Source organism: Shinella sp. R2-11 (genome assembly GCF_055330205.1).
Map to the genome: position 1 here is coordinate 1 of NZ_JBVAPC010000012.1, position 19,532 is coordinate 19,532.

Below are 19,532 nucleotides of genomic sequence, written 5' to 3' on the forward strand. Positions count from 1 at the left end.
CGCCATCCAGCACCTTGCCGGCATGAAGGACTCGAAGGTCATCGTGGCGATCAACAAGGACGAGGAAGCGCCGATCTTCCAGGTCGCCGACTACGGCCTCGTCGGAGACCTCTTCGAAATCCTCCCGGAGCTCGAAAAGGCGCTCTGAGCCGGTTTCATGCCTCCTTTCGCGACGATGATTTCACTGGAAAAATGCGTCGCGGGGCTTTATCACTTCCACCGGGCCGGCTCGACCGGCCCGGTATTTTTTTGCCTGCGCCGAGGGCGCGGACTGAAGTGACGGGGCGATTGGCGCTATGATCAAGAACGTCGGTATTGTGGGTGCGGGCCAGATGGGGTGCGGGATCGCGCATGTCGCGGCCCTTGCCGGCTACAAGGTCCATATCTACGACCTGTCGCCCGAGCGTATCGAGGCAGGGCTTGCCACGATCAACGGCAACCTCGCCCGCCAGGTCTCCTCCGGCAAGATGAGCGACGAGGACCGCAAGAAGGCGCTCGCGCTGATCAAGGGCTCCTCGGACATCAACGACCTTTCCGACGCCGATCTCGTCATCGAGGCGGCGACCGAGGACGAGACCGTCAAGCGCAAGATCTACGGCCAGGTCTGTTCCGTGCTGAAGCCGGAGGCGATCCTCGCCACCAACACGTCCTCGCTGTCGATCACCCGCCTCGCCTCGGCCACCGACCGGCCGGAACGCTTCATGGGCATCCACTTCATGAACCCGGTGCCGGTGATGAAGCTGGTGGAGCTCGTGCGCGGCATCGCGACCGAGGAAGGCACCTTTGCCGCCGCCAAGGAATTCGTCACCAGGCTCGACAAGACGATCACGGTCGCGGAGGATTTCCCGGCCTTCATCGTCAACCGCATCCTGCTGCCGATGATCAACGAGGCGATCTATACGCTCTATGAGGGCGTCGGCTCGGTCGAGGCCATCGACACGGCCATGAAGCTCGGTGCGAACCATCCGATGGGGCCGCTTCAGCTTGCCGATTTCATCGGCCTCGATACCTGCCTTTCGATCATGCAGGTGCTGCATGACGGGCTCGCCGATTCCAAGTATCGCCCGTGCCCGCTGCTGGTGAAATATGTCGAGGCCGGCTGGCTCGGCCGCAAGTCCGGCCGCGGCTTCTACGACTATCGCGGCGAGGTTCCGGTCCCGACCCGCTGACGGGCGGAGAATCCGCGAAGCTTCCCTTTCAGGGAAAAATGTTCCGCCTGTCGCCGCGTGCGCGACAGGCCCGTGCCTCGGAGACTGTCCGGCCGCTCGTTATTGTCTGCCCCATTCTCTCGCATCGGGGTTTTTCAGATGAAACGTTTGCTCCTTCTCGGCGTGGCCCTTCTCGGCCTTGCCGCTCCGCTCTCCGCCAACGCCGCCGACAAGCTGCTCAACGCTTCCTACGACGTGGCGCGCGAGCTTTTCGCCGCCGAGAACGAGGCCTTCGTGAAGGCGCATCCGGGCGTCACCATCGACCAGTCGCATGGCGGCACCTCCAAGCAGGCGCGCGCCATCGTCGAGGGCCTCGAGGCCGATGTCGTGACCTTCAACCAGGTGACGGACATCGACTTCCTCGTGAAGAACGGCTTCGTCGCCGAGGACTGGCAGAAGGCGTTTCCGAACAATGCTTCGCCCTTCTACTCCTTCCCGTCCTTCCTCGTGCGCGCCGGCAATCCGAAGAACATCAAGGACTGGTCCGACCTTGCCCGTGACGACGTGAAGGTCATCTTCCCGAACCCGAAGACCTCGGGCAATGCGCGCTACACCTATCTCGCCGCCACGGCCTATGCGAAGGAAGCCTTCAACGACGACCCGGCGAAGGTCGAGGAATTCGTCACCAAGATCTTCGACAACGTGCCGGTCTTCGACACGGGCGGCCGCGCGGCGACGACGACCTTCGTCGAGCGCGAGATCGGCGACGTCATCATCACCTTCGAGGCGGAGACCAAGTCGATCGCCAAGCAGTATGGCGAGGACAAGTTCGAAAGCGTCGTGCCCTCCGTCTCGCTGCTCGCCGAATTCCCGGTCGCGGTGGTCGACAAGGTGGCCGAGGCCCATGGCAGCCGGGATCTGGCAAAATCCTATCTCGACTTCCTCTATGCGCCGGAAGGCCAGAAGATCGCCGCCGAATTCGGCCACCGCGTCCTTGACGAGAAGGTCGCCGCCGAGTTCAAGGACCAGTTCCCGGACATCCGCCTCGTCAATGTCGACGACGTCTTCGGCGGCTGGGACAAGGTCTCGAAGGAGCATTTCTCCGAAGGCGGCACGCTGGACAAGATCTACGGCAGCCGCTGATCCCTCCCTCTTCATTCTTCAAGGCAGCCGGCGGGCGCAAAACCCGCCGGTTGTGGTATGAGAAAGGAACGTCCGTTTGAAACGGCGTGTACTGCCCGGCCTGCCGCTCGCGCTCGGCATCACCCTCGTCTATGTGGCCATCATCGTGGTGCTGCCGCTGGCGGCGCTCGTCTTCAAGGCGGCGAGCCTCGGGCCGGCGGACTACTGGCGCATCGTCTCCTCCGACCGCGCCCTTGCGAGCTACCGCGTGACGGTGCTCTGCGCGCTGGCGGCGACGGCCTTCAATCTCCTCTTCGGCATGGCGCTCGCCTGGGTGCTGGTGCGCTACCGCTTTCCCGGCCGCCGGCTGGTCGATGCGCTGGTGGACCTGCCCTTCGCGCTGCCGACGGCCGTCGCGGGCATTGCGCTCACCACGCTCTTCGCCGCCAACGGCTGGTTCGGCGGCCCGCTTTCCCATCTCGGCATCAAGGTCGCCTATACGCCGCTCGGCATCATCGTCGCCATGAGCTTCACCAGCATCCCCTTCATCGTGCGCACGGTGCAGCCGGTGCTGGAGGAACTCGATCCGGCGCTGGAGGAGGCGGGGCAGACGCTCGGGGCGAGCGATCTTTCCATCTTCGCCAAGGTCATCCTGCCGCTTCTGGCGCCCGCGCTGCTGGCGGGCGTCTCGCTCTCCTTCGCCCGCAGTCTCGGCGAGTTCGGTGCCATCATCTTCATCGCCGGCAACCAGCCGTTCTCGACGGAGATCACCGCGCTCCTCGCCTTCATCCGGCTGGAGGAATACGATTATCCCGCCTCCGCCGCCATCGCCTCCGTCATGCTGCTGACGGCCTTCGTCATGCTGGCGATCACCAATCTCATGCAGGCCCGCGCCCTGCGCTACACGGTGAGGGGCTGATCATGGCACATCACGCAAAGGGCAAGCCGCCGCGCGTCGGCGACAATCCCCTCTTCCGCCGCGTCCTGCTGACGGTGGTCCTCCTGCTTGTGGCGCTGATGATCATCGCGCCGCTCGTCGTCATCGCCGTCGAAGCCTTCTCGCGTGGGATCGACTATTTCGCGAAATCCATCGCCGATCCCGACACGCGCCACGCCATCCTGCTGACGGTGGTCACGGCGCTCATCGCCGTGCCGATCAACACGGCCTTCGGGGTCGCGGCCGCTTGGGCCGTCACCAAGCACGACTTTCCCGGCAAGCGGCTGCTAACCGTCGTCATCGAGATTCCCTTCTCGGTCTCGCCCATCGTCGCGGGTGTTTCCTATCTCTTCGTCTTCGGCTTGCAGGGGCTCTTCGGCCATGTGCTGGAGGCGGCGGGGATCAAGATCCTCTTCGCACTGCCCGGCATTGTGCTCGCCAGCATGTTCGTGACCGCGCCCTTCGTGGCGCGCGAGCTGATCCCGCTCATGCAGGCGCAGGGTCGCGATTTGGAGGAGGCGGCGACGTCGCTCGGGGCGAGCGGCTGGCGCACCTTCTTCTCGGTCACGCTGCCCAATATCAAATGGGCGATGCTCTATGGCGTGGTGCTGTGCAATTCGCGCGTGATGGGCGAGTTCGGCGCCGTCTCCGTCGTCTCGGGCAATATCCGCGGCCAGACCAACACGCTGCCGCTCCATATCGAACTGCTCTATCACGACTATAACGCGGCCGGCTCGTTTGCCGCCGCATCCATCCTTGCCGGCCTTGCCATCGTCACGCTCCTTGCCAAGGTGGCGCTGGAGCGGCAGGGCGCGGGCCGCGTGCAGCGCCCCTCCGCCCTTGCGGGCGCAGACAGCATCACTCCGGAGGTCAAGCCTTGAAGATCCGTCTCGAAAATGTGGTCAAGGAATTCGAGACCTTCCGCGCCGTGCACGGCGTCGCGCTCGATATCGAAAGCGGCGAGCTGGTCGCGCTGCTCGGCCCGTCCGGGTCCGGCAAGACGACGATCCTGCGCATGGTCGCGGGCCTCGAATATGCCGATGCCGGGGCGATCTATTTCGGCGAGGAGAATGCGACGGACATTCCGGTGCGCGAGCGCGGCGTCGGCTTCGTCTTCCAGCATTACGCGCTCTTCCCGCATATGACGGTCGGCGAGAACATCGCCTTCGGCATGAAGGTCTCCAGGGTGAAGCGCACGCCGCAGGCGATCGAGGCGCGCGTCAGGGAACTGCTCGACCTCGTGCAGCTCGGCGGGCTGAAGGACCGCTTCCCGGGCCAGATCTCCGGCGGCCAGCGCCAGCGCGTGGCGCTGGCACGGGCACTCGCCGTCGATCCGCGCGTGCTGCTGCTCGACGAGCCTTTCGGTGCGCTCGACGCCAATGTACGGCGGGACCTGCGCCGCTGGCTGCGCAAGATCCACGACGAGCTCGGCATCACCACGCTCTTCGTGACGCACGACCAGGAAGAGGCGCTCGACCTTGCCGACCGCGTGGTCATCCTCAACAAGGGGCGGATCGTGCAGGAGGGCACGCCCGAAGCCGTCTGCCGCAACCCCGCCGATGCCTTCGTGATGAATTTTCTGGGCGATGCCAACCGGCTCGACGCGGATATCCGCGGCGGCAGGGCCTATGTCGAGGACGTCGCCTTCGAGGCCGAGGGCGTCGCCGATGGCGGCGGGCAGATTCTTTTCCGTCCTGCGGACGTCACCTGGCGCGAGGACGGAGAGGGGATCGCGGCGAAGATCGTCCGGGTCATCGACCGGCCTGATTCGCGCCGCGTGCTGGCGATGACCGGCAGCGGCCAGCCGGTGGAATTCGACACCGCACCGGAATTCCCGCATCGCAAGGGCGAGGCGGGCTTCATCGAGATCCGCCGGCCGCGGGTCTACGCGGTGGCTTGAAGGGTTCGGGTGGCGGGTTCACCCCCCTCTGCCCTGCCGGACATCTCCCCTTGTGGGGGATTGCCCGGCAGGGCAGAGGGGGGTATCTCTGGCAAGGCTAGGCTTCAGCTCTTCGGCGCGGCCAGCGCGGCGTTGATCAGCGCCTTGGCATCCTCGCCGTCCCAAGCGGCGGGGCCGTTCATGGCGGAGATCAGGCAGCCCTTGTCGTCCATCAGCAGCGTGACGGGCAGGCCGAAGGCCAGGCCCTCCTTCTTCAGCGTGTTGAAGACGCCCATCGAGGCGTCTCGGTAATAGCCGAGATCGTGGACCTTCGTTTCTTCGAGGAAGGTCTTCGGCTTCTCGTCGTCGCCGGTGTCGATGTTGATCGCCACCACTTCGAACCTGTCGCTGCCGAGGTCCTTCTGCAGCGCATTGAGCGCCGGCATCTCCTCGCGGCAGGGCACGCACCAGGTCGCCCAGAGATTGACCAGCAGCGTCTTGCCGGCAAAGTCCGCGATGGTCTTCTTCTTGCCGTCCCGGCCGTCGAAGACGAGGTCGGGAAGAGGGCGATGTTCGTCGACCGTGCGCATGGCGGCGACCTCGCCCTTCGAGAAGGGCGTGATCGCGGCGGCCTTTTCGGCGGCGAGCGGGCAGGCGGCGGAACCGGCGGACGCGACCGCGCCATTGCCAGACAGGCTTTCCTTCACGTATATCGCTGCACCACCGGCGAGAAGTCCGGCGAGCCCGGCAATGGCGATCAGCTTTCCTGCCGGCAGGCCGAGTTTCTTCTTCACTGACATTTCATTCTCCAGGATAGGCACCCATGGCTGACGGCACTTCCGAGACGAAATCCTCGAACCAGATGTGGGGCGGCCGTTTCGCCTCGGGACCGGATGCGATCATGGAGGAGATAAATGCCTCCATCGGCTTCGACAAGAAGCTTTACGCCCAGGACATCCGCGGCTCAAAGGCGCATGCAGAGATGCTCGCCCATCAGGGCATCATTTCGGCGGACGATAAGGAAAAGATCGTTCACGGTCTCGACACGATCCTGTCAGAAATCGAGGCCGGCACTTTCACGTTCTCGCGCAAGCTGGAAGACATCCACATGAATGTCGAGGCGCGGCTGGCAACGCTCATCGGTCCCGCCGCCGGGCGCCTGCACACCGCCCGCTCGCGCAACGACCAGGTGGCGCTCGATTTCCGCCTCTGGGTCAAGGAAGAGTTGCAGAAGACCGAGAAGATGCTGACGGGCCTCATCGCCGCCTTCCTCGACCGCGCGGAAGAGCATGCCGAAACCGTCATGCCCGGCTTCACCCATCTCCAGACGGCCCAGCCGGTGACCTTCGGCCACCATTGCATGGCCTATGTGGAGATGTTTGGCCGCGACCGCCAGCGCGTGCGCCACGCCATCGAGCATCTCGACGAGAGCCCGATCGGCGCCGCCGCGCTTGCCGGCACCGGCTATAATATCGACCGCTACATGACGGCCAAGGCCCTCGGCTTCCGCGAGCCGACGCGCAATTCCATCGATACGGTCTCGGACCGCGACTTCGCGCTGGAGTTCCTCTCCATCGCCGCCATCGCCTCGGTGCATCTCTCGCGCCTTGCGGAGGAGATCGTCATCTGGTCGACGCCGCAATTCGGCTTCATCCGCCTGTCGGATGCCTTCTCGACTGGCTCCTCGATCATGCCGCAGAAGAAGAATCCCGACGCCGCCGAGCTGGTACGCGCAAAGACCGGCCGCATCAACGGCTCGCTGATCGCGCTGCTGACGGTGATGAAAGGCCTGCCGCTCGCCTATTCCAAGGACATGCAGGAAGACAAGGAACAGGTCTTCGACGCAGCCGAGAGCCTGGAGCTCGCCATTGCCGCCATGACGGGCATGGTGCGCGACATGACGATCCGCGCGGACCGGATGAAGGCGGCGGCGGGCTCCGGCTATTCCACCGCGACGGACCTTGCCGACTGGCTGGTGCGCGAGGCGGGCCTGCCCTTCCGCGATGCCCACCATGTCACCGGCCGCGCCGTGGCACTCGCCGAGAGCAAGGGCTGCGACCTTGCCGAGCTCTCGCTCGAAGACTTGCAGGCGATCCATGCCGCGATCACGGCCGATATCTTCAACGTCCTGACGGTGGAAGCCTCGGTCGCCAGCCGCAAGAGCTACGGCGGCACCGCGCCCTCGGAAGTCCGCCGGCAGATCGCCTGGTGGCGGCAGCGGAACTGATCAAACCGCTTGCAGGAATCATCAAGAGATTAGGGGTGCACAGGGCGGGCGAATTCGCTAAGGATGATGCCCACCCGATCACCGGCAATTCCAGGGAACGCTTCATGACACGCATCGATATCGGCAGGCTGGCTTTCGTGCTCTGCCTTTCCGCAGCGGTTCTGACCGCTTGTGGCCGCAAGGGCGATCTCGACCTGCCGGGCGGCGGACAGCCGGTCGTGAAGACCGTCAAGGGCAAGAAGGTCGAGCAGGTCGAAGACAGGCCCTTCGTCCTCGACCCCCTTCTCTAGTCTACGGATCAGGCAGTGAACCATTTCGAGCATCGCGACGGCATTCTCTACGCTGAGGACGTGCCGGTTCCGGAGATCGCCAAGGCGGTCGGCACCCCCTTCTACGTCTATTCGACGGCCACGCTGGAGCGGCACTACAAGGTGTTCTCCAAGGCTTTCGAGGGCGTCGACGCGCTGGTCTGCTACGCCATGAAGGCGAATTCCAACCAGGCGGTGCTGAAGACGCTCGCCCGGCTCGGCGCCGGCATCGACGTGGTCTCGGAAGGGGAACTCCGCCGTGCGCTCGCCGCCGGCGTTCCCGCCTCGCGCATCATGTTCTCGGGCGTCGGCAAGACGCCGCGCGAGATGGACCTTGCGCTTGAGGCCGGCATCTACTGCTTCAACGTCGAATCCGAGCCGGAACTAGACGTGCTGAACGCCCGCGCCGTGAAGGCCGGCAAGGTCGCCCATGTCTCCTTCCGCATCAACCCGGATGTCGACGCCCGCACCCATGCCAAGATCTCGACGGGCAAGAAGGAGAACAAGTTCGGCATCTCCTGGGAGCGCGCGCGCGCCGTCTATGCCCGCGCCGCGAGCCTGCCGGGCATCGAGGTCACCGGCATCGACATGCATATCGGCAGCCAGATCACCGAGCTGCAACCCTTCGACGACGCCTTCCGGCTGCTGCGCGAACTCGTCGAGACGCTGCGCGCCGACGGCCACACCATCGACCATGTCGATGTCGGCGGCGGCCTCGGCATTCCCTACAAGACGGACAATGCGCCGCCGCCGCTGCCGGATGCCTATGCCGAGATCGTCAAGAACCAGCTCAAGGGCCTCGGCTGCAAGATCGTCACGGAGCCCGGCCGGTTGATCGTCGGCAATGCCGGCATCCTCGTCACCGAGGTCATCTATGTGAAGGACGGCGGTGAGAAGACCTTCGTCATCGTCGACGCGGCGATGAACGACCTCATCCGCCCGACGCTCTACGAGGCCTGGCACGAGATCCAGCCGGTCGTCATCTCGGCGGCGAATGCGCCGCGCATCCGCGCCGATGTCGTCGGCCCGGTCTGCGAGACGGGCGACTATCTGGCGCAGGACCGCGAGATGGCACAGCCGAAGCCCGGCGACCTCATCGCCGTCGGCTCCGCCGGCGCCTATGGCGCGGTGCAGGCCGGCACCTACAACAGCCGCCTGCTGGTGCCGGAAGTGCTGGTCAACGGGTCCGAATTCCACGTCATCCGTCCGCGGCTTTCCTATGACGACCTGATCGGCCTCGATTCGCTTCCGGACTGGCTCGCCTGAGCCGCAGGCGGGGAATAGCGTTCACGATTTTGCGCATGCCCTCGTCTTCGCCACAAAGGATGCTATTTTCGAATGGTGACAAAGAGCGGCGGAGTGCGTTGATCGATGGCATCTGACAGGCAGCGCGGGAAGAAGGCGACCGGCAATCCGCTGGCGCGCCGGCTTGCGGCCAAACGCCTTGCCGCAAGGGCCGTGCTCTATCTCGAAGCGCTCGCGCCGCGCCTGCTGCCGGTCCTGCTCCTCATCGCCGCCTTCCTTGCGCTCACCTGGTTCGGTTATTTCCGCCATGCGCCGTTCTGGCTGCATGTCGTAACGCTCGTAGCCTTCGCGATCGGGTTCGCCATCCTGCTCGCCCGGCTGCGCGGTATTTCTTGGCCGTCGGTCGACAGCGCCGACCGCATGCTGGAGGCGCGCAACGCGCTGACGCACCAGGCGATCCGCGTGCAGGACGATAGGCCTGCGGTCGGCGACGCCTTCGGCGAGGCGCTGTGGCGCGAGCACCAGGCGCGCATGGCCCGCATGATCGGCGCGCTGCGCACCGGCACGCCCGAGCCCGACATCGCCCGCCACGACCGCCATGCGCTGCGTGCGGTGCCGCTGCTTCTCGTCGCCATCGCCTTTGCCTTCTCCTATTCCAACCGCGGCGGCCTGCTGGCCGATGTCGTTTCCTTCCAGGCGCCCGCCGAGGCGGCGCCGGACATGCGCATCGATGCCTGGGTGACGCCGCCGGCCCATACCGCGCGGGCGCCGGTGTTCCTCACCGGCAACGCGCAGGGTCAGCCGGCCGAGGCCGCGGAAGGCGGGATCCGCATTCCGCAATTCAGCGACCTGACGGTGCGCGTGACCGGCGGCAGCGGCAAGGAGGCTGTCGGCTATCAGGTGGCCGGCGAAAACACCGTTACCGCCATCCGTCCCGAGGCGGAAAAGCCGAAGGACGGGACGGCACCGGCACCGGCCGTCGGCGGCGCTCGGACCATGCATTACAAGATCCTGAAGGACGGCACGCTCTCGGTCGACGGCCGCAGCTGGACCTTCGCCGTCATCCCGGACCGCGTGCCGGAAATCGCCTTCGACGGCATTCCGAAGACGACGGTCGCCTCGGCGCTGGAGATCAGCTTCATCGCGAGGGACGACTACGGGCTGCAGGAGGCCCATGCGGAGATCGTCCCGGTCGACCAGCCGAAGGACGCCCGCCCGCTCTATCCGCTGCCGGAATATAGGCTCGACCTGCCGCGCCGCGCCGCGCGCGAGGCCAAGGGCACGACGAGCCGCAACCTTTCCGAACATCCGCTTTCCGGCAAGCGCGTGAAGATCACGCTCGTCGCCAAGGATGCCGCGGGGCAGGAGGGGCGCAGCCAGCCCGTCGAGATCGTGCTGCCGGCGAAGAACTTCTTCGAGCCGCTCGCCGCCGCCGTCGCCGAGGAGCGGCAGGTCTTCGCGCTCGATGCAAGGCAGTTGCCGCTTGCCATCACGCTCAACGAGGCGCTGACGATCCGTCCCGAGGAGACGATCCCGAATCTCACGCATTTCCTGCTGATCCAGTCGGCCGGCGCGCGCATGCGGCTTGCCCGCAGCGAAGACCAGATGCGCGATACGGCGGACTATCTCTGGGAGATCGCGCTTGGCATCGAGGACGGCAACCTGTCGCTCGCCGACCGGCGCCTGCGCGATGCGCAGAAGGCGCTTTCCGAGGCCCTTGAACGCAATGCCTCCGAGGAGGAGATCGCCAGGCTCATGAAGGAGCTGCGCGATGCGATGCAGGCCTATATGGAGGAATTGGCGCGGCAGGCGGCCAAGAACGGCCAGCAGCAGAATGCCCAGCAGCAGGGCCGCATCCTGCGCCAGCAGGATCTGCAGCGCATGATGGACCAGATCGAGAACCTGGCGCGCTCGGGTGCGCGCGACCAGGCGCAGCAGATGCTGTCCGAATTGCAGCGCATGATGAACAATCTTCAGGCCGGCCGGCCGCAGCAGGGGCAGGGCCAGCAGAACGACGCCATGCGCCAGCAGATGGACAAGCTCGGCGAGCTCGTGCTGAAGCAGCAGAAGCTGATGGAAGAGACCTTCAAGCTCGATCAGGCGCTGCGCGACCGCATGGAGCGCGGCGATCCGATGCCGGGCGAGGAGGACGAGGCGCAGCCGGGCGACGACGGCGCCAACCCACAGCCGTCCGACAAGATGACGGCGGACCAGCTTCGCGATGCCCTGAAGAAGCTTCGCGAGCAGCAGGACGGCCTCGGCAAGCAGCTCGGCGAATTGCAGCAGGCGCTCAAGGGCATGGGCATGGAGCCGGGCGAGGGCTTCGGTCAGGCCGGCCGCGAGATGAAGGATGCCGGCAAGGCCCTCGGCGAAGGTGAAGGAGAGGCAGCCGTCGGCAGCCAGGGGCGTGCGCTCGAGGCGCTGCGCCAGGGTGCGCAGAACATGATGAACCAGATGCAGGCGATGGGCCAGGGACAGGGGCAGGGCATGCCGCAGGCCGGGCGCAACGGCCGCGATCCCCTTGGCCGCGAGCGCGGCGGCGAGAATGGTAACGTCGAGATCGGCGGAGGCAGGGTTCCGGAAGAAATCGACATCCAGCGGGCTCGTGAAATCCTCGACGAGATCCGCCGCCGCCTCGGCACCGGCGGTTCGCCGGCCCTCGATCGGGATTACCTGGAGCGGCTCCTCGGGATTCGCTGAAACGGCGGAAAGTCAGGCGGCAAGCGCCATGGCGACGGCCCGGCGGATATCCGGCAAGCTGAACGGCTTGCTGACGACGTCGACGATCTTCGTCGTCAGGTCGTCGGCGCGCTCGCGCTGCTCCGCATAGCCGGTCATCAGCAGGATCTTCAGCGCCGGGTGGGCGGTCGACGCCTTGTGGGCGAGCTCGATGCCGTCCATCACGGGCATGCGGATATCGGAGAGCAGGAGGTCGAAGCCCCCGTCCGTCAGCGCGTCGAGGCCCGCGGCCCCGTCCGGCGCCTCGACGGTCTCGTGACCATCCATCCGCAGCGCCCGCGCCACGAAACGGCGCAGGGAGTCTTCGTCTTCGGTGATCAGGATCTTCGCCATCGCTTCCCCTTCGGGCCTGCTCATTGGCCCGGCATGAGAACGAAAAGACCAGACTTTCCTTGTCGATCCGTAAACGCGCGATGGAGGAAAGTGGGGTTGGCTGGAGCGTTTCCGCTTTCTCTGAATCGCGAAAACGCTCCAACTCCTTGGTCCTGCGCAATTCCGGACGCAAAACCGCTGCGCACTTTTGCTGGAATTGCTCTATTCCGCGTCGCCGGTGACGACGCCGACGAAGGGCAGCTCGCGGAAGGCATAGGCGACGTCCATGCCGTAGCCGACGACGAAATGATCCGGGCATTCGAAGCCGACATAATCGGCCTCCAGATCGGTCCTGCGCTTCTCGCGCTTGTCGAGCAGCACGGCGATCGTGACGTTGCGTGCACCGCGCTCGTACATCAGCTCCTTGGCGTAGCTGAGCGTGCGGCCGGATTCGAGGATATCGTCGATGAGCAGGATATCGCGGCCATGCACGTCGCTGTCGATGTCCTTGATCACCTTCACGCCCTGCGAGACGGTGCCCGCGCCGTAGCTGGAAAGGGTGATGAATTCCACTTCCGGCGCAAGGCCGGCGGCGTGCAGCGCGCGGGTGAGATCGGCGGCGAAGATGAACGAGCCCTTGAGCACGGCGATGACGAGGAGGTCCTTCGTCGGGCCGGCGGCGATCTGTGCCGCGAGTTCTTCGTTGCGCTTGGCGATCTGCGCGGCGTCGTAAAGCGTTTCGATCTTCTTTCCGCGGACAATCTGCATCGCGAGACGGCTCCCTGGGGTCGTGACAGAGAGTTCCGGCCACCATTCGAGGCGCAATCACGCCCGGAACCGCACCGGAACAAAGCAGCCGATTAGCACAGTCAGTTGGCCGGCGCACCCTCGCGGACGAAGGAAACCGAGACTTTCGGCACTTTTCCGCCGCCGTGCGGGATGCGCAGGGCGAAGTGCTCGCTGCCGCCGGGGGCGATGGTCGCGGCATCGAGCGCGACGCGCCGCTGGAGCGCGGCACCGCCGCCGTCGACGCGGATTTCGAGCGGCGGCAGGGTCTCCAGCTTGCCGCCGGCATTGTCCACACGGCCGTAGACGGAGAGCACCTTCATGCCGTTGCGGTCGTCGAGCGTGGCGCTGAGCCCGGCGACACGCAAGGGCTCGGCCACATCCGCGCCGGGCATGGCGGCCTTCAGCGCCGAGAGCCCGCCGGCATAGGCGAAGACGAAGAGGAACGCCGCCGTGACGAGGCCGGCGAAGGCGCGGCCCGGCAGGCGTTGCAGTCCCGTTTCCGCGAGCCGCGCGCAGGCGGTGGCGATCCGGAAGAGGAGGTGTTGGGAAAGCGGCTGAGTCCTTGCAGGACGGGCGGGATGGTGGTTGTCGTTCGAGGTGCGCGCGCCGGACGCGCGGATCACCACGAAATCGGCATCCACCACTTCGAGCCGCCTGGTAAAGCGCTGCCTTGCAGCCGGCGCCTTCGGCTCGGGGGGCAGGAGGTCGATCCGGCCCCTTGCCTGCTGCTTCGCTCTGAAGGCGTTCATCGCCACCTCCGCTGGCCGCCCTTCGCAAAATCCATGGCGAAAAGTCGGGCATTGAATGAAATCCTTACGAAACGTAAACCATACTGGTTAATGCTTCGGAAACCCGACCGTGAAAGAGCCGCTTTCCTGTGCGACGTCAGCCGCGGTACCGATGGGGTGACCGTTTCTAGAACCGGATTGGCCATTGATTCACTTCGAGAATGTCGGACTGCGCTATGGAATGGGGCCGGAAATCCTCCGGGACCTCACCTTCGATATCCCGCGCCGGTCCTTCCAGTTCCTGACGGGTCCGTCGGGCGCGGGCAAGACGACGCTTCTGCGCCTGCTTTTCCTGTCGCTCCAGCCGACGCGCGGCATCATCCGCACCTTCGACCGGGAAATCTCGACCATTCCGCGCGACGAATTGCCGATGCTGCGCCGGCGCATCGGCATCGTCTTCCAGGATTTCCGCCTGCTCGACCACCTGACGACCTACGAGAACGTGGCGCTGCCGCTGCGCGTGCGCGGCAAGGACGAATCCAGCTATCGCGCCGACGTGCTCGAACTCCTGAAATGGGTCGGTCTCGGCGAGCGAATCAACGTGCTGCCGCCGGTGCTTTCGGGCGGGGAGAAGCAGCGCGCGGCGATCGCCCGCGCGCTCATCGACCGGCCGGAGCTGCTGCTCGCCGACGAGCCGACCGGTAATGTCGATCCGCCGATGGCGCGCCGGCTGCTCAGCCTCTTCCTCGAGCTCAACCGGCTCGGCACCGCAGTGGTGATCGCTACGCACGACCTTTCCCTGATGGACCAGGTGGAGGCGCGGCGCATGATCCTCTCGCAAGGCAGGCTCGACATCTATGACTGACGCGCCCCGCGAAGCCAGCGAGAATGCCGCAGCCGCCCGCCGGCCGGAAATGCGCGTGCGCCCGACCGCGCCCATCGTGCCGCCGGCGAACGTTTCCGGCCGGGCGCTGATGTTCGTCATCGCCATCATGGCCTTCCTCGCCTGCCTCACCTTCGGGGCCGTCACCATGGTGCGGGCGACGGCGGCAAGCTGGCAGAGCCAGATCTCCCGCGAGATCACCATCCAGATCAAGCCGGACGACAATCTCGACATGGAGACCGCGCTCAAGGATGCGCGCGACCTCGCGCTCACCTTCTCCGGCACGCGCGGCGGTACCATCGTCGACAAGACGGCGACCGCCCGCCTTCTCGAGCCCTGGCTCGGCGAGGGGCTGGACATCGACGAATTGCCGGTGCCGCGCCTCGTCATCATCACCATCGACGAGCAGAGCCCGCCCGATTTCGCGGCGATGCGCAAGGCCCTGTCGGAGGCGATCCCGCAAGCCTCGCTCGACGATCACCGCACCTGGGTCGACCGTCTCGTCGCCATGGCCCGCACCACGGCCTTCATCGGCACGGGCGTGCTCGTCCTCGTCTTCTCGGCCATGGTGCTGACCGTGGTCTTCGCCACGCGCGGGGCGCTTTCCGGCAACCGCCATATCGTCGAGGTGCTGCATTTCGTCGGCGCCGAGGCGAGCTTCGTCGCCTCGGAATTCCAGAAGCATTTCCTGATGATCAGCCTCAAGGGTTCCTTTGCCGGCGGGTTCCTGGCGGCGCTCTTCTTCGCCATTGCGGGCTTCTGGCAGGGCCGGTCCATCGCCACGCCCCAGAGCGACCAGGCGACGGCGCTTTTCGGCTCCTTCTCCATGGGCCTGACCGGCTATCTCGGCATCGCGGCCACCATCGTCGTGATCGCGCTCCTGACGACGCTGACGGCGCGCTTCACCGTCATGCGCACGATTCACGAAATCGATCTCATCCGCTCCGATCCCTCGCGCACCGATCAATTGCCCGATTCATGACCTCTTGCGGGGTGGATCATCGCCCCGAAACGGACTATCCGTTGCCGCAATCCGGTTCTATGGGTCGAATCATGAACACGCTGGAACGGGCAAAGCAGGGATTGCCGGAGGGCATCTCGCGTGGCGAGGCACGGCGGCGCCGCCGCCGGCGGCCCGCCCGGCGGGTCGTGCGCGCCTTTCTGGTGCTCATCCTGCTTGCCGCCATGGCCGGCGCCGGAGGCTTTCTCTATTTCGCCGAGACCGTCGCCGCGCTCGAAGCGCCGCCCGAGCCGAAGGCGGACGCCATCGTGGTGCTGACCGGCGGCTACCAGCGCATCGACCGCGCCATCGATCTCCTGAAGAAGGGGGTAGGCGGGCGGCTGCTGATCTCGGGCGTCAATCCCGCGACGAGCGGCAACCAGCTGCGCAAGCTCACGCAAAGCTCCTCCGCGCTCTTCGAATGCTGCGTCGACATGGGCTACGAGGCGGTGGACACGATCGGCAATGCCAACGAGACGGCGCGCTGGATTCGCGACAACCAGTTCCGCCGCGTGCTGGTCGTCACCAACAACTACCATATGCCGCGCAGCCTGCTGGAGCTGAAGGCGGCCGATCCGGAGACCGACTTCATCGCCTATCCGGTCGTCAACACCGACCTGAAGAACGGCAACTGGCTGCGCCAGCCGGGCATCCTGAAGGCCATGCTCTCCGAATATCTCAAATATTGCCTCGCGCATGTGCGGGCCTTTGCCGGCGCGCGAAGCTGGTCGGGGCTGCGGGCCGACATGACCGGCAGTTGAGATCGCCGTGACGGGAGTTTCCCCGCCGGGGATTATCGTGTAGGGCGAAAGCACGTCCCGCTTACAGGCTGCCCGATGATCGCTTTCCGCTCCGTGCTCTTCAATGCCGTCTTCTACGTGAACCTCATCGTGCAGATGATCGTCTTCACGCCGGTCTACTTCCTGCTGCCGCGCAAGAAGGCCTATGTCATCGCCAAGAACTGGGTGCGCAGCAACCATTGGCTCTTCGAAAAGATCGTCGGCACCACCTTCGAGATCGAGGGGCTGGAGAACATTCCGAAGGGCGGCGGCTACATCTTCGCGCCGAAGCACCAGTCCTTCTGGGATGCCTATGCGCTGCTGCCGTGGCTCGACGATCCCTTCTACATCCTCAAGCGCGAATTGACCTGGATCCCGCTCTTCGGCTGGTACATCAAGAAGCAGCGCATGGTGCCGGTGGACCGCAGCGCGCGCGGCAAGGCCATGGCGGCCGTCATGCAGCGCACGAAGGCGGAGATGGAATCCGGCCGCGAGCTCATCATCTATCCGGAAGGCACGCGCCGCCCGCCGGGCGCGCCGCCGGAATACAAATACGGCATCGCCCGCCTCTACCGCGACCTCCAGGTGCCGGTCGTGCCGGTCGTCATGCATCCCGGCCTGTTCTGGCCGCGGCGCAAGTTCATCCGCCAGCCCGGCCATTTCAAGGTGCGCATCCTGCCGGCGATCATGCCCGGCATGGACCCCGACGCCTTCCTCGCCCATCTCGTCGAGGTGATGGAGACGGCGAGCGACCGCCTGCTCGTCGAAACGGTTGAGGCCAATCCGCGCCTCATCCTGCCGCCCACCGCCGAGCGGCGCCTCGCGGAATTGAAGGCGGAAGCGCGCGATCAGGCCGAGGCGCGGGCGTAAAGGCCTTCCGCCGCCCGGCCGACATCCTCCAGCCAGTGGTCGCGGATGCCCATCTCGCGCAGATGCGTCAACGTGTTGCGGACGTAATCCATGTTGTGGCCGGATTTTCCGGTGGCGGCGCTGACGGTACTGGCCGCTTCCGCCACCGTCAGCGAGCCGGCGAACTGGTGGTGGGCACGGTCGCAGATATAGGCGAGCGTGGCGACGCGGCGGCCGTCGCTCAACGTCGCGGGCAGCGTGCGTTCCTTGTAGACGTGGGTCACCAGCTCGCGCTCGCGCAGATAGTCCACCACCGCCTCGCGTTTTTCCGCAATAACGCGGAAGGCGACGCCGCGGCAGGAGCCGCCACGGTCGAGGCCGAGCACGAGGCCGGGCCTTTCCTCCGTCCCGCGATGCACCCAGGAGCGCACGCAGAGCGACCGGCGGAAGCCGAAGAGGTGGGCCGCCTGCCGTTCCTCGAACTCGAAGCCCGGATTCCACATCAGCGATCCGTAGCCAAAGACCCAGAATTCGTTCATATCCACCGTCACCTGGATCGTCTCTCAAAAAGCCGCCGCAATTGCCGGCATTGTCGCGCAAATCATCTTCGTCACCATTGGAGAACACTATGGCATCGTCAAGCCGCGCCGCCGACGCTTCCGGGGTTACGCGCAAGCTGATCCTGCTCGCCATCGCCGTCGTTCTCTTCGTGGCGCTCTATACGGGCGGCTGGTTCTATGCCGCAAGCTGGATCAAGGACCGGGCGGAGCGCGAGCTTGCCGCCTCCGCCCGAGGCATGCATTCGGCTGCGTGCAGCGATCTTTCCGTCCGCGGCTATCCGTTCCGCATCGGGGTGTTCTGCGATTCGGTCGCGATCGACGACCGTCCCTCCGGGCTTTCGGCGACCTTCGGGGCGCTCCGCTCGGCGGCGCAGGTCTATCGCCCCGGCCATGCGGTGTTCGAACTGGACGGGCCGGCGCAGGTGCGCGTGACACCCGACCTTGTCTTCGATGCCGACTGGGACCTGATGCATGCCAGCGCCGTTGCCTGGACGGACGGGCTCGACCGGTTCTCCGCCGCCTATGACGGGCTGAAGGGCAAGCTCAACATGCCCTCGGAAGGGCTGTCCGTCGGCATTGCCGCGGCCCATGGCGAGAAGCATGTCCGCCGGTCCGGCGAAGCGCTCGACATTGCCGCCTCGCTCGATGCGCTTTCGCTGGATATTGACGGCAAGGCGCTGCCGCCGATGAACGTCGCGGCCGACCTGACGATCGCCGATGCCGCCAAATGGCTGACCACCGAAGGCCCGCCGCCGAACCTGCCGCTCGGCACGAGCACGGAATTGCGAACCTTGTCGTTCGATCTCGGCGCGGGCCAGACGCTGGCGCTTTCCGGTCCCGTGACGGTGGGCGATGACGGCACCGTCTCCGGCGCGCTCGACCTCACCATCGGGGGCATCACGGCCTGGCGCGATCGTGTCTCGGAGCTGTTTCCGCAGGCCGCAAAGACGGCAAAGCGTGTCGCGGAGGCCGTCAAGGTTCTCTCGGGCGGGCAGGAGCGGGCCGTCGTGAAGGTCAATATCCGGCAGGGGACGGTCTATCTCGGCCTCTTCCCCGTCGCGGAAATCCCACCCCTCTGATCAGCCCTTCTTGTCGTCGACCGGGCGGCCGAAGTTCGGCGCGGCGGTGTCCTGGCCGGCGTCGATGATCGAGCGGCGGATGGCGCGGGTGCGGGTGAAGAGGTCGAACAGCTTGTCCCCGTCGCCCCAGCGGATCGCCCGCTGCAGATAGGCGAGGTCCTCGGAAAAGCGCGCCAGCATTTCGAGGATCGCATCCTTGTTGTGCAGGCAGACGTCGCGCCACATGGTCGGGTCCGAGGCGGCAAGGCGCGTGAAGTCGCGGAAGCCGGAGGCCGAATATTTGATGACTTCCGATTCCGTCACCGTTTCCAGGTCGTCGGCCGTGCCGACGATGTTGTAGGCGATGATGTGCGGCAGGTGTGAGACGATGGCGAGCACCTTGTCGTGGTGCTCCGTGTCCATCTCGTCGACCTTCGAGCCGAGCGCCTCCCAGAAGGCGGCGAGCTTGCGCTTGGCGTCCTTGTCGGTGCCGTGCACCGGGGTCAGGATGCACCAGCGGCCCTGGAACAGCTCGGCAAAGCCGGCATCGGGGCCGGAATGCTCGGTGCCGGCCAGCGGGTGGCCGGGGATGAAATGCACGTTCTTCGGCATGTGCGGCAGCATCTGCGCGACGACCGATGCCTTGGTGGAGCCGACATCGGTGACGATGGCGCCGGGCTTGAGGTGCGGGGCGATCTCTTCCGCCACCTTGCCGGAGGCGCCGACGGGCACCGAGACGATGACGAGGTCGGCGCCCTCGACCGCCTTGCCGGCGTCGTGGACATAGTCGGTGCCGAGTTCCAGCGCGCGGGCGCGGTCCAGCGTCTCCATGCTGCGGCTGGAGATGGTGACGGTCTTCGCAAGGCCCTTGGCCTTGACGGCGCGGGCGATGGAGGAGCCGATGAGGCCGATGCCGATCAGCGCGATCTTGTCGAAATGTCCGTCCGTCATGCCCGTTGCCCTTTTTTG

At 65.9% G+C, this 19,532-nt stretch carries 20 protein-coding genes and 1 pseudogene; 15 read left to right on the forward strand and 6 right to left on the reverse strand.

The features are described 5' to 3' along the window. The 6 genes and pseudogenes from ACZ1A1_RS22930 to ACZ1A1_RS22955 form a co-directional block, all read left to right on the forward strand. Positions 1-148, forward strand: a pseudogene (locus ACZ1A1_RS22930) (electron transfer flavoprotein subunit alpha/FixB family protein); the annotation flags it as partial. A 148-nt stretch (positions 149-296) separates the two neighbouring features. After that, on the forward strand, positions 297-1,169 hold the full coding sequence (locus ACZ1A1_RS22935; protein ID WP_415215795.1) for a 3-hydroxybutyryl-CoA dehydrogenase: 873 nt from the start codon (positions 297-299) through the stop codon (positions 1,167-1,169). A gap of 138 nt (positions 1,170-1,307) precedes the next feature. Then, positions 1,308-2,291 (forward strand): sulfate ABC transporter substrate-binding protein, encoded by a 984-nt coding sequence (locus ACZ1A1_RS22940; RefSeq protein WP_463621738.1) that lies wholly within the window; start codon positions 1,308-1,310, stop codon positions 2,289-2,291. 76 nt (positions 2,292-2,367) lie between these two features. Further along, positions 2,368-3,189 carry a sulfate ABC transporter permease subunit CysT gene (cysT, locus tag ACZ1A1_RS22945; protein WP_463621739.1) on the forward strand — a complete coding sequence of 274 codons (822 nt, stop codon included), beginning with the start codon at positions 2,368-2,370 and terminating at the stop codon, positions 3,187-3,189. Further along, a complete protein-coding gene (gene cysW, locus ACZ1A1_RS22950) occupies positions 3,189-4,088 on the forward strand; it encodes a sulfate ABC transporter permease subunit CysW (RefSeq protein WP_463621786.1) in 900 nt (299 codons plus the stop codon). Before cysT ends, cysW begins: the two co-directional genes overlap by 1 nt. Then, positions 4,085-5,107 (forward strand): sulfate/molybdate ABC transporter ATP-binding protein, encoded by a 1,023-nt coding sequence (locus ACZ1A1_RS22955; protein WP_463621740.1) that lies wholly within the window; start codon positions 4,085-4,087, stop codon positions 5,105-5,107. The genes cysW and ACZ1A1_RS22955 overlap by 4 nt, the downstream gene beginning before the upstream one ends. Before the next feature lie 104 nt (positions 5,108-5,211). Here the strand turns inward: ACZ1A1_RS22955 and tlpA are convergent, their stop codons facing one another. Beyond that, positions 5,212-5,886 carry a thiol:disulfide interchange protein TlpA gene (gene tlpA, locus ACZ1A1_RS22960; RefSeq protein ID WP_463621741.1) on the reverse strand — a complete coding sequence of 225 codons (675 nt, stop codon included), beginning with the start codon at positions 5,884-5,886 and terminating at the stop codon, positions 5,212-5,214. Between the two features lie 23 nt (positions 5,887-5,909). Between tlpA and argH the strand changes: the two genes are divergently transcribed. From argH to ACZ1A1_RS22980, 4 genes are all read left to right on the forward strand, one after another. Then, positions 5,910-7,313, forward strand: coding sequence for an argininosuccinate lyase (gene argH / locus ACZ1A1_RS22965; protein WP_463621742.1), 1,404 nt, complete (start codon positions 5,910-5,912; stop codon positions 7,311-7,313). A 104-nt stretch (positions 7,314-7,417) separates the two neighbouring features. Continuing rightward, on the forward strand, positions 7,418-7,603 hold the full coding sequence (lptM, locus tag ACZ1A1_RS22970) for an LPS translocon maturation chaperone LptM (RefSeq protein ID WP_463621743.1): 186 nt from the start codon (positions 7,418-7,420) through the stop codon (positions 7,601-7,603). Between the two features lie 15 nt (positions 7,604-7,618). Next, on the forward strand, positions 7,619-8,887 hold the full coding sequence (gene lysA / locus ACZ1A1_RS22975) for a diaminopimelate decarboxylase (RefSeq protein WP_424547586.1): 1,269 nt from the start codon (positions 7,619-7,621) through the stop codon (positions 8,885-8,887). Positions 8,888-8,992: 105 nt separating this feature from the next. After that, positions 8,993-11,566: a TIGR02302 family protein gene (locus tag ACZ1A1_RS22980; RefSeq protein WP_463621744.1), complete on the forward strand. Its 2,574-nt coding sequence runs from the start codon at positions 8,993-8,995 to the stop codon at positions 11,564-11,566. A gap of 12 nt (positions 11,567-11,578) precedes the next feature. On the opposite strand, the gene ACZ1A1_RS22985 is transcribed toward ACZ1A1_RS22980, so the two are convergent. From ACZ1A1_RS22985 to ACZ1A1_RS22995, 3 genes are all read right to left on the reverse strand, one after another. After that, positions 11,579-11,938: a response regulator gene (locus tag ACZ1A1_RS22985; protein WP_463621745.1), complete on the reverse strand. Its 360-nt coding sequence runs from the start codon at positions 11,936-11,938 to the stop codon at positions 11,579-11,581. Between the two features lie 201 nt (positions 11,939-12,139). After that, positions 12,140-12,685 (reverse strand): hypoxanthine phosphoribosyltransferase, encoded by a 546-nt coding sequence (gene hpt, locus ACZ1A1_RS22990; RefSeq protein ID WP_313196306.1) that lies wholly within the window; start codon positions 12,683-12,685, stop codon positions 12,140-12,142. Positions 12,686-12,786: 101 nt separating this feature from the next. Next, the gene (locus ACZ1A1_RS22995) at positions 12,787-13,455 is read right to left on the reverse strand and encodes a hypothetical protein (protein ID WP_463621746.1); all 669 of its coding nucleotides are present in this window, start codon (positions 13,453-13,455) and stop codon (positions 12,787-12,789) included. A 184-nt stretch (positions 13,456-13,639) separates the two neighbouring features. Between ACZ1A1_RS22995 and ftsE the strand changes: the two genes are divergently transcribed. From ftsE to ACZ1A1_RS23015, 4 genes are all read left to right on the forward strand, one after another. Continuing rightward, positions 13,640-14,299, forward strand: a complete 660-nt coding sequence (ftsE, locus tag ACZ1A1_RS23000) for a cell division ATP-binding protein FtsE (protein ID WP_119259060.1) — start codon at positions 13,640-13,642, stop codon at positions 14,297-14,299. Further along, positions 14,292-15,299: a cell division protein FtsX gene (locus ACZ1A1_RS23005; RefSeq protein ID WP_318910117.1), complete on the forward strand. Its 1,008-nt coding sequence runs from the start codon at positions 14,292-14,294 to the stop codon at positions 15,297-15,299. Before ftsE ends, ACZ1A1_RS23005 begins: the two co-directional genes overlap by 8 nt. Positions 15,300-15,370: 71 nt before the next feature. Continuing rightward, positions 15,371-16,078: a YdcF family protein gene (locus ACZ1A1_RS23010; protein ID WP_463621747.1), complete on the forward strand. Its 708-nt coding sequence runs from the start codon at positions 15,371-15,373 to the stop codon at positions 16,076-16,078. Positions 16,079-16,153: 75 nt separating this feature from the next. After that, positions 16,154-16,966 (forward strand): lysophospholipid acyltransferase family protein, encoded by an 813-nt coding sequence (locus ACZ1A1_RS23015; RefSeq protein ID WP_463621748.1) that lies wholly within the window; start codon positions 16,154-16,156, stop codon positions 16,964-16,966. On the opposite strand, the gene ACZ1A1_RS23020 is transcribed toward ACZ1A1_RS23015, so the two are convergent. Beyond that, the gene (locus ACZ1A1_RS23020; RefSeq protein WP_415215806.1) at positions 16,945-17,496 is read right to left on the reverse strand and encodes a gamma-glutamylcyclotransferase; all 552 of its coding nucleotides are present in this window, start codon (positions 17,494-17,496) and stop codon (positions 16,945-16,947) included. The two genes, ACZ1A1_RS23015 and ACZ1A1_RS23020, sit on opposite strands and share 22 nt — an antisense overlap. A 77-nt stretch (positions 17,497-17,573) precedes the next feature. On the opposite strand from ACZ1A1_RS23020, the gene ACZ1A1_RS23025 reads away from it, so the two are divergent. Next, positions 17,574-18,584, forward strand: a complete 1,011-nt coding sequence (locus ACZ1A1_RS23025) for a DUF2125 domain-containing protein (protein WP_463621749.1) — start codon at positions 17,574-17,576, stop codon at positions 18,582-18,584. Here the strand turns inward: ACZ1A1_RS23025 and ACZ1A1_RS23030 are convergent, their stop codons facing one another. Beyond that, positions 18,585-19,514: a prephenate/arogenate dehydrogenase family protein gene (locus ACZ1A1_RS23030; protein ID WP_415215808.1), complete on the reverse strand. Its 930-nt coding sequence runs from the start codon at positions 19,512-19,514 to the stop codon at positions 18,585-18,587. Between the last annotated feature and the right edge of the window lie 18 nt (positions 19,515-19,532).

Coding starts and splice junctions, on each gene's coding strand:
- ACZ1A1_RS22935 (WP_415215795.1), top strand. CDS start 297: ATGATCAAGAACGTCGGTATTGTGGGTGCGGGCCAGATGGGGTGCGGG.
- ACZ1A1_RS22940 (WP_463621738.1), top strand. CDS start 1,308: ATGAAACGTTTGCTCCTTCTCGGCGTGGCCCTTCTCGGCCTTGCCGCT.
- tlpA (WP_463621741.1), bottom strand. CDS start 5,886: ATGTCAGTGAAGAAGAAACTCGGCCTGCCGGCAGGAAAGCTGATCGCC.
- argH (WP_463621742.1), top strand. CDS start 5,910: ATGGCTGACGGCACTTCCGAGACGAAATCCTCGAACCAGATGTGGGGC.
- lptM (WP_463621743.1), top strand. CDS start 7,418: ATGACACGCATCGATATCGGCAGGCTGGCTTTCGTGCTCTGCCTTTCC.
- ACZ1A1_RS22980 (WP_463621744.1), top strand. CDS start 8,993: ATGGCATCTGACAGGCAGCGCGGGAAGAAGGCGACCGGCAATCCGCTG.
- ACZ1A1_RS22985 (WP_463621745.1), bottom strand. CDS start 11,938: ATGGCGAAGATCCTGATCACCGAAGACGAAGACTCCCTGCGCCGTTTC.
- hpt (WP_313196306.1), bottom strand. CDS start 12,685: ATGCAGATTGTCCGCGGAAAGAAGATCGAAACGCTTTACGACGCCGCG.
- ACZ1A1_RS22995 (WP_463621746.1), bottom strand. CDS start 13,455: ATGAACGCCTTCAGAGCGAAGCAGCAGGCAAGGGGCCGGATCGACCTC.
- ACZ1A1_RS23005 (WP_318910117.1), top strand. CDS start 14,292: ATGACTGACGCGCCCCGCGAAGCCAGCGAGAATGCCGCAGCCGCCCGC.
- ACZ1A1_RS23010 (WP_463621747.1), top strand. CDS start 15,371: ATGAACACGCTGGAACGGGCAAAGCAGGGATTGCCGGAGGGCATCTCG.
- ACZ1A1_RS23015 (WP_463621748.1), top strand. CDS start 16,154: ATGATCGCTTTCCGCTCCGTGCTCTTCAATGCCGTCTTCTACGTGAAC.
- ACZ1A1_RS23025 (WP_463621749.1), top strand. CDS start 17,574: ATGGCATCGTCAAGCCGCGCCGCCGACGCTTCCGGGGTTACGCGCAAG.
- ACZ1A1_RS23030 (WP_415215808.1), bottom strand. CDS start 19,514: ATGACGGACGGACATTTCGACAAGATCGCGCTGATCGGCATCGGCCTC.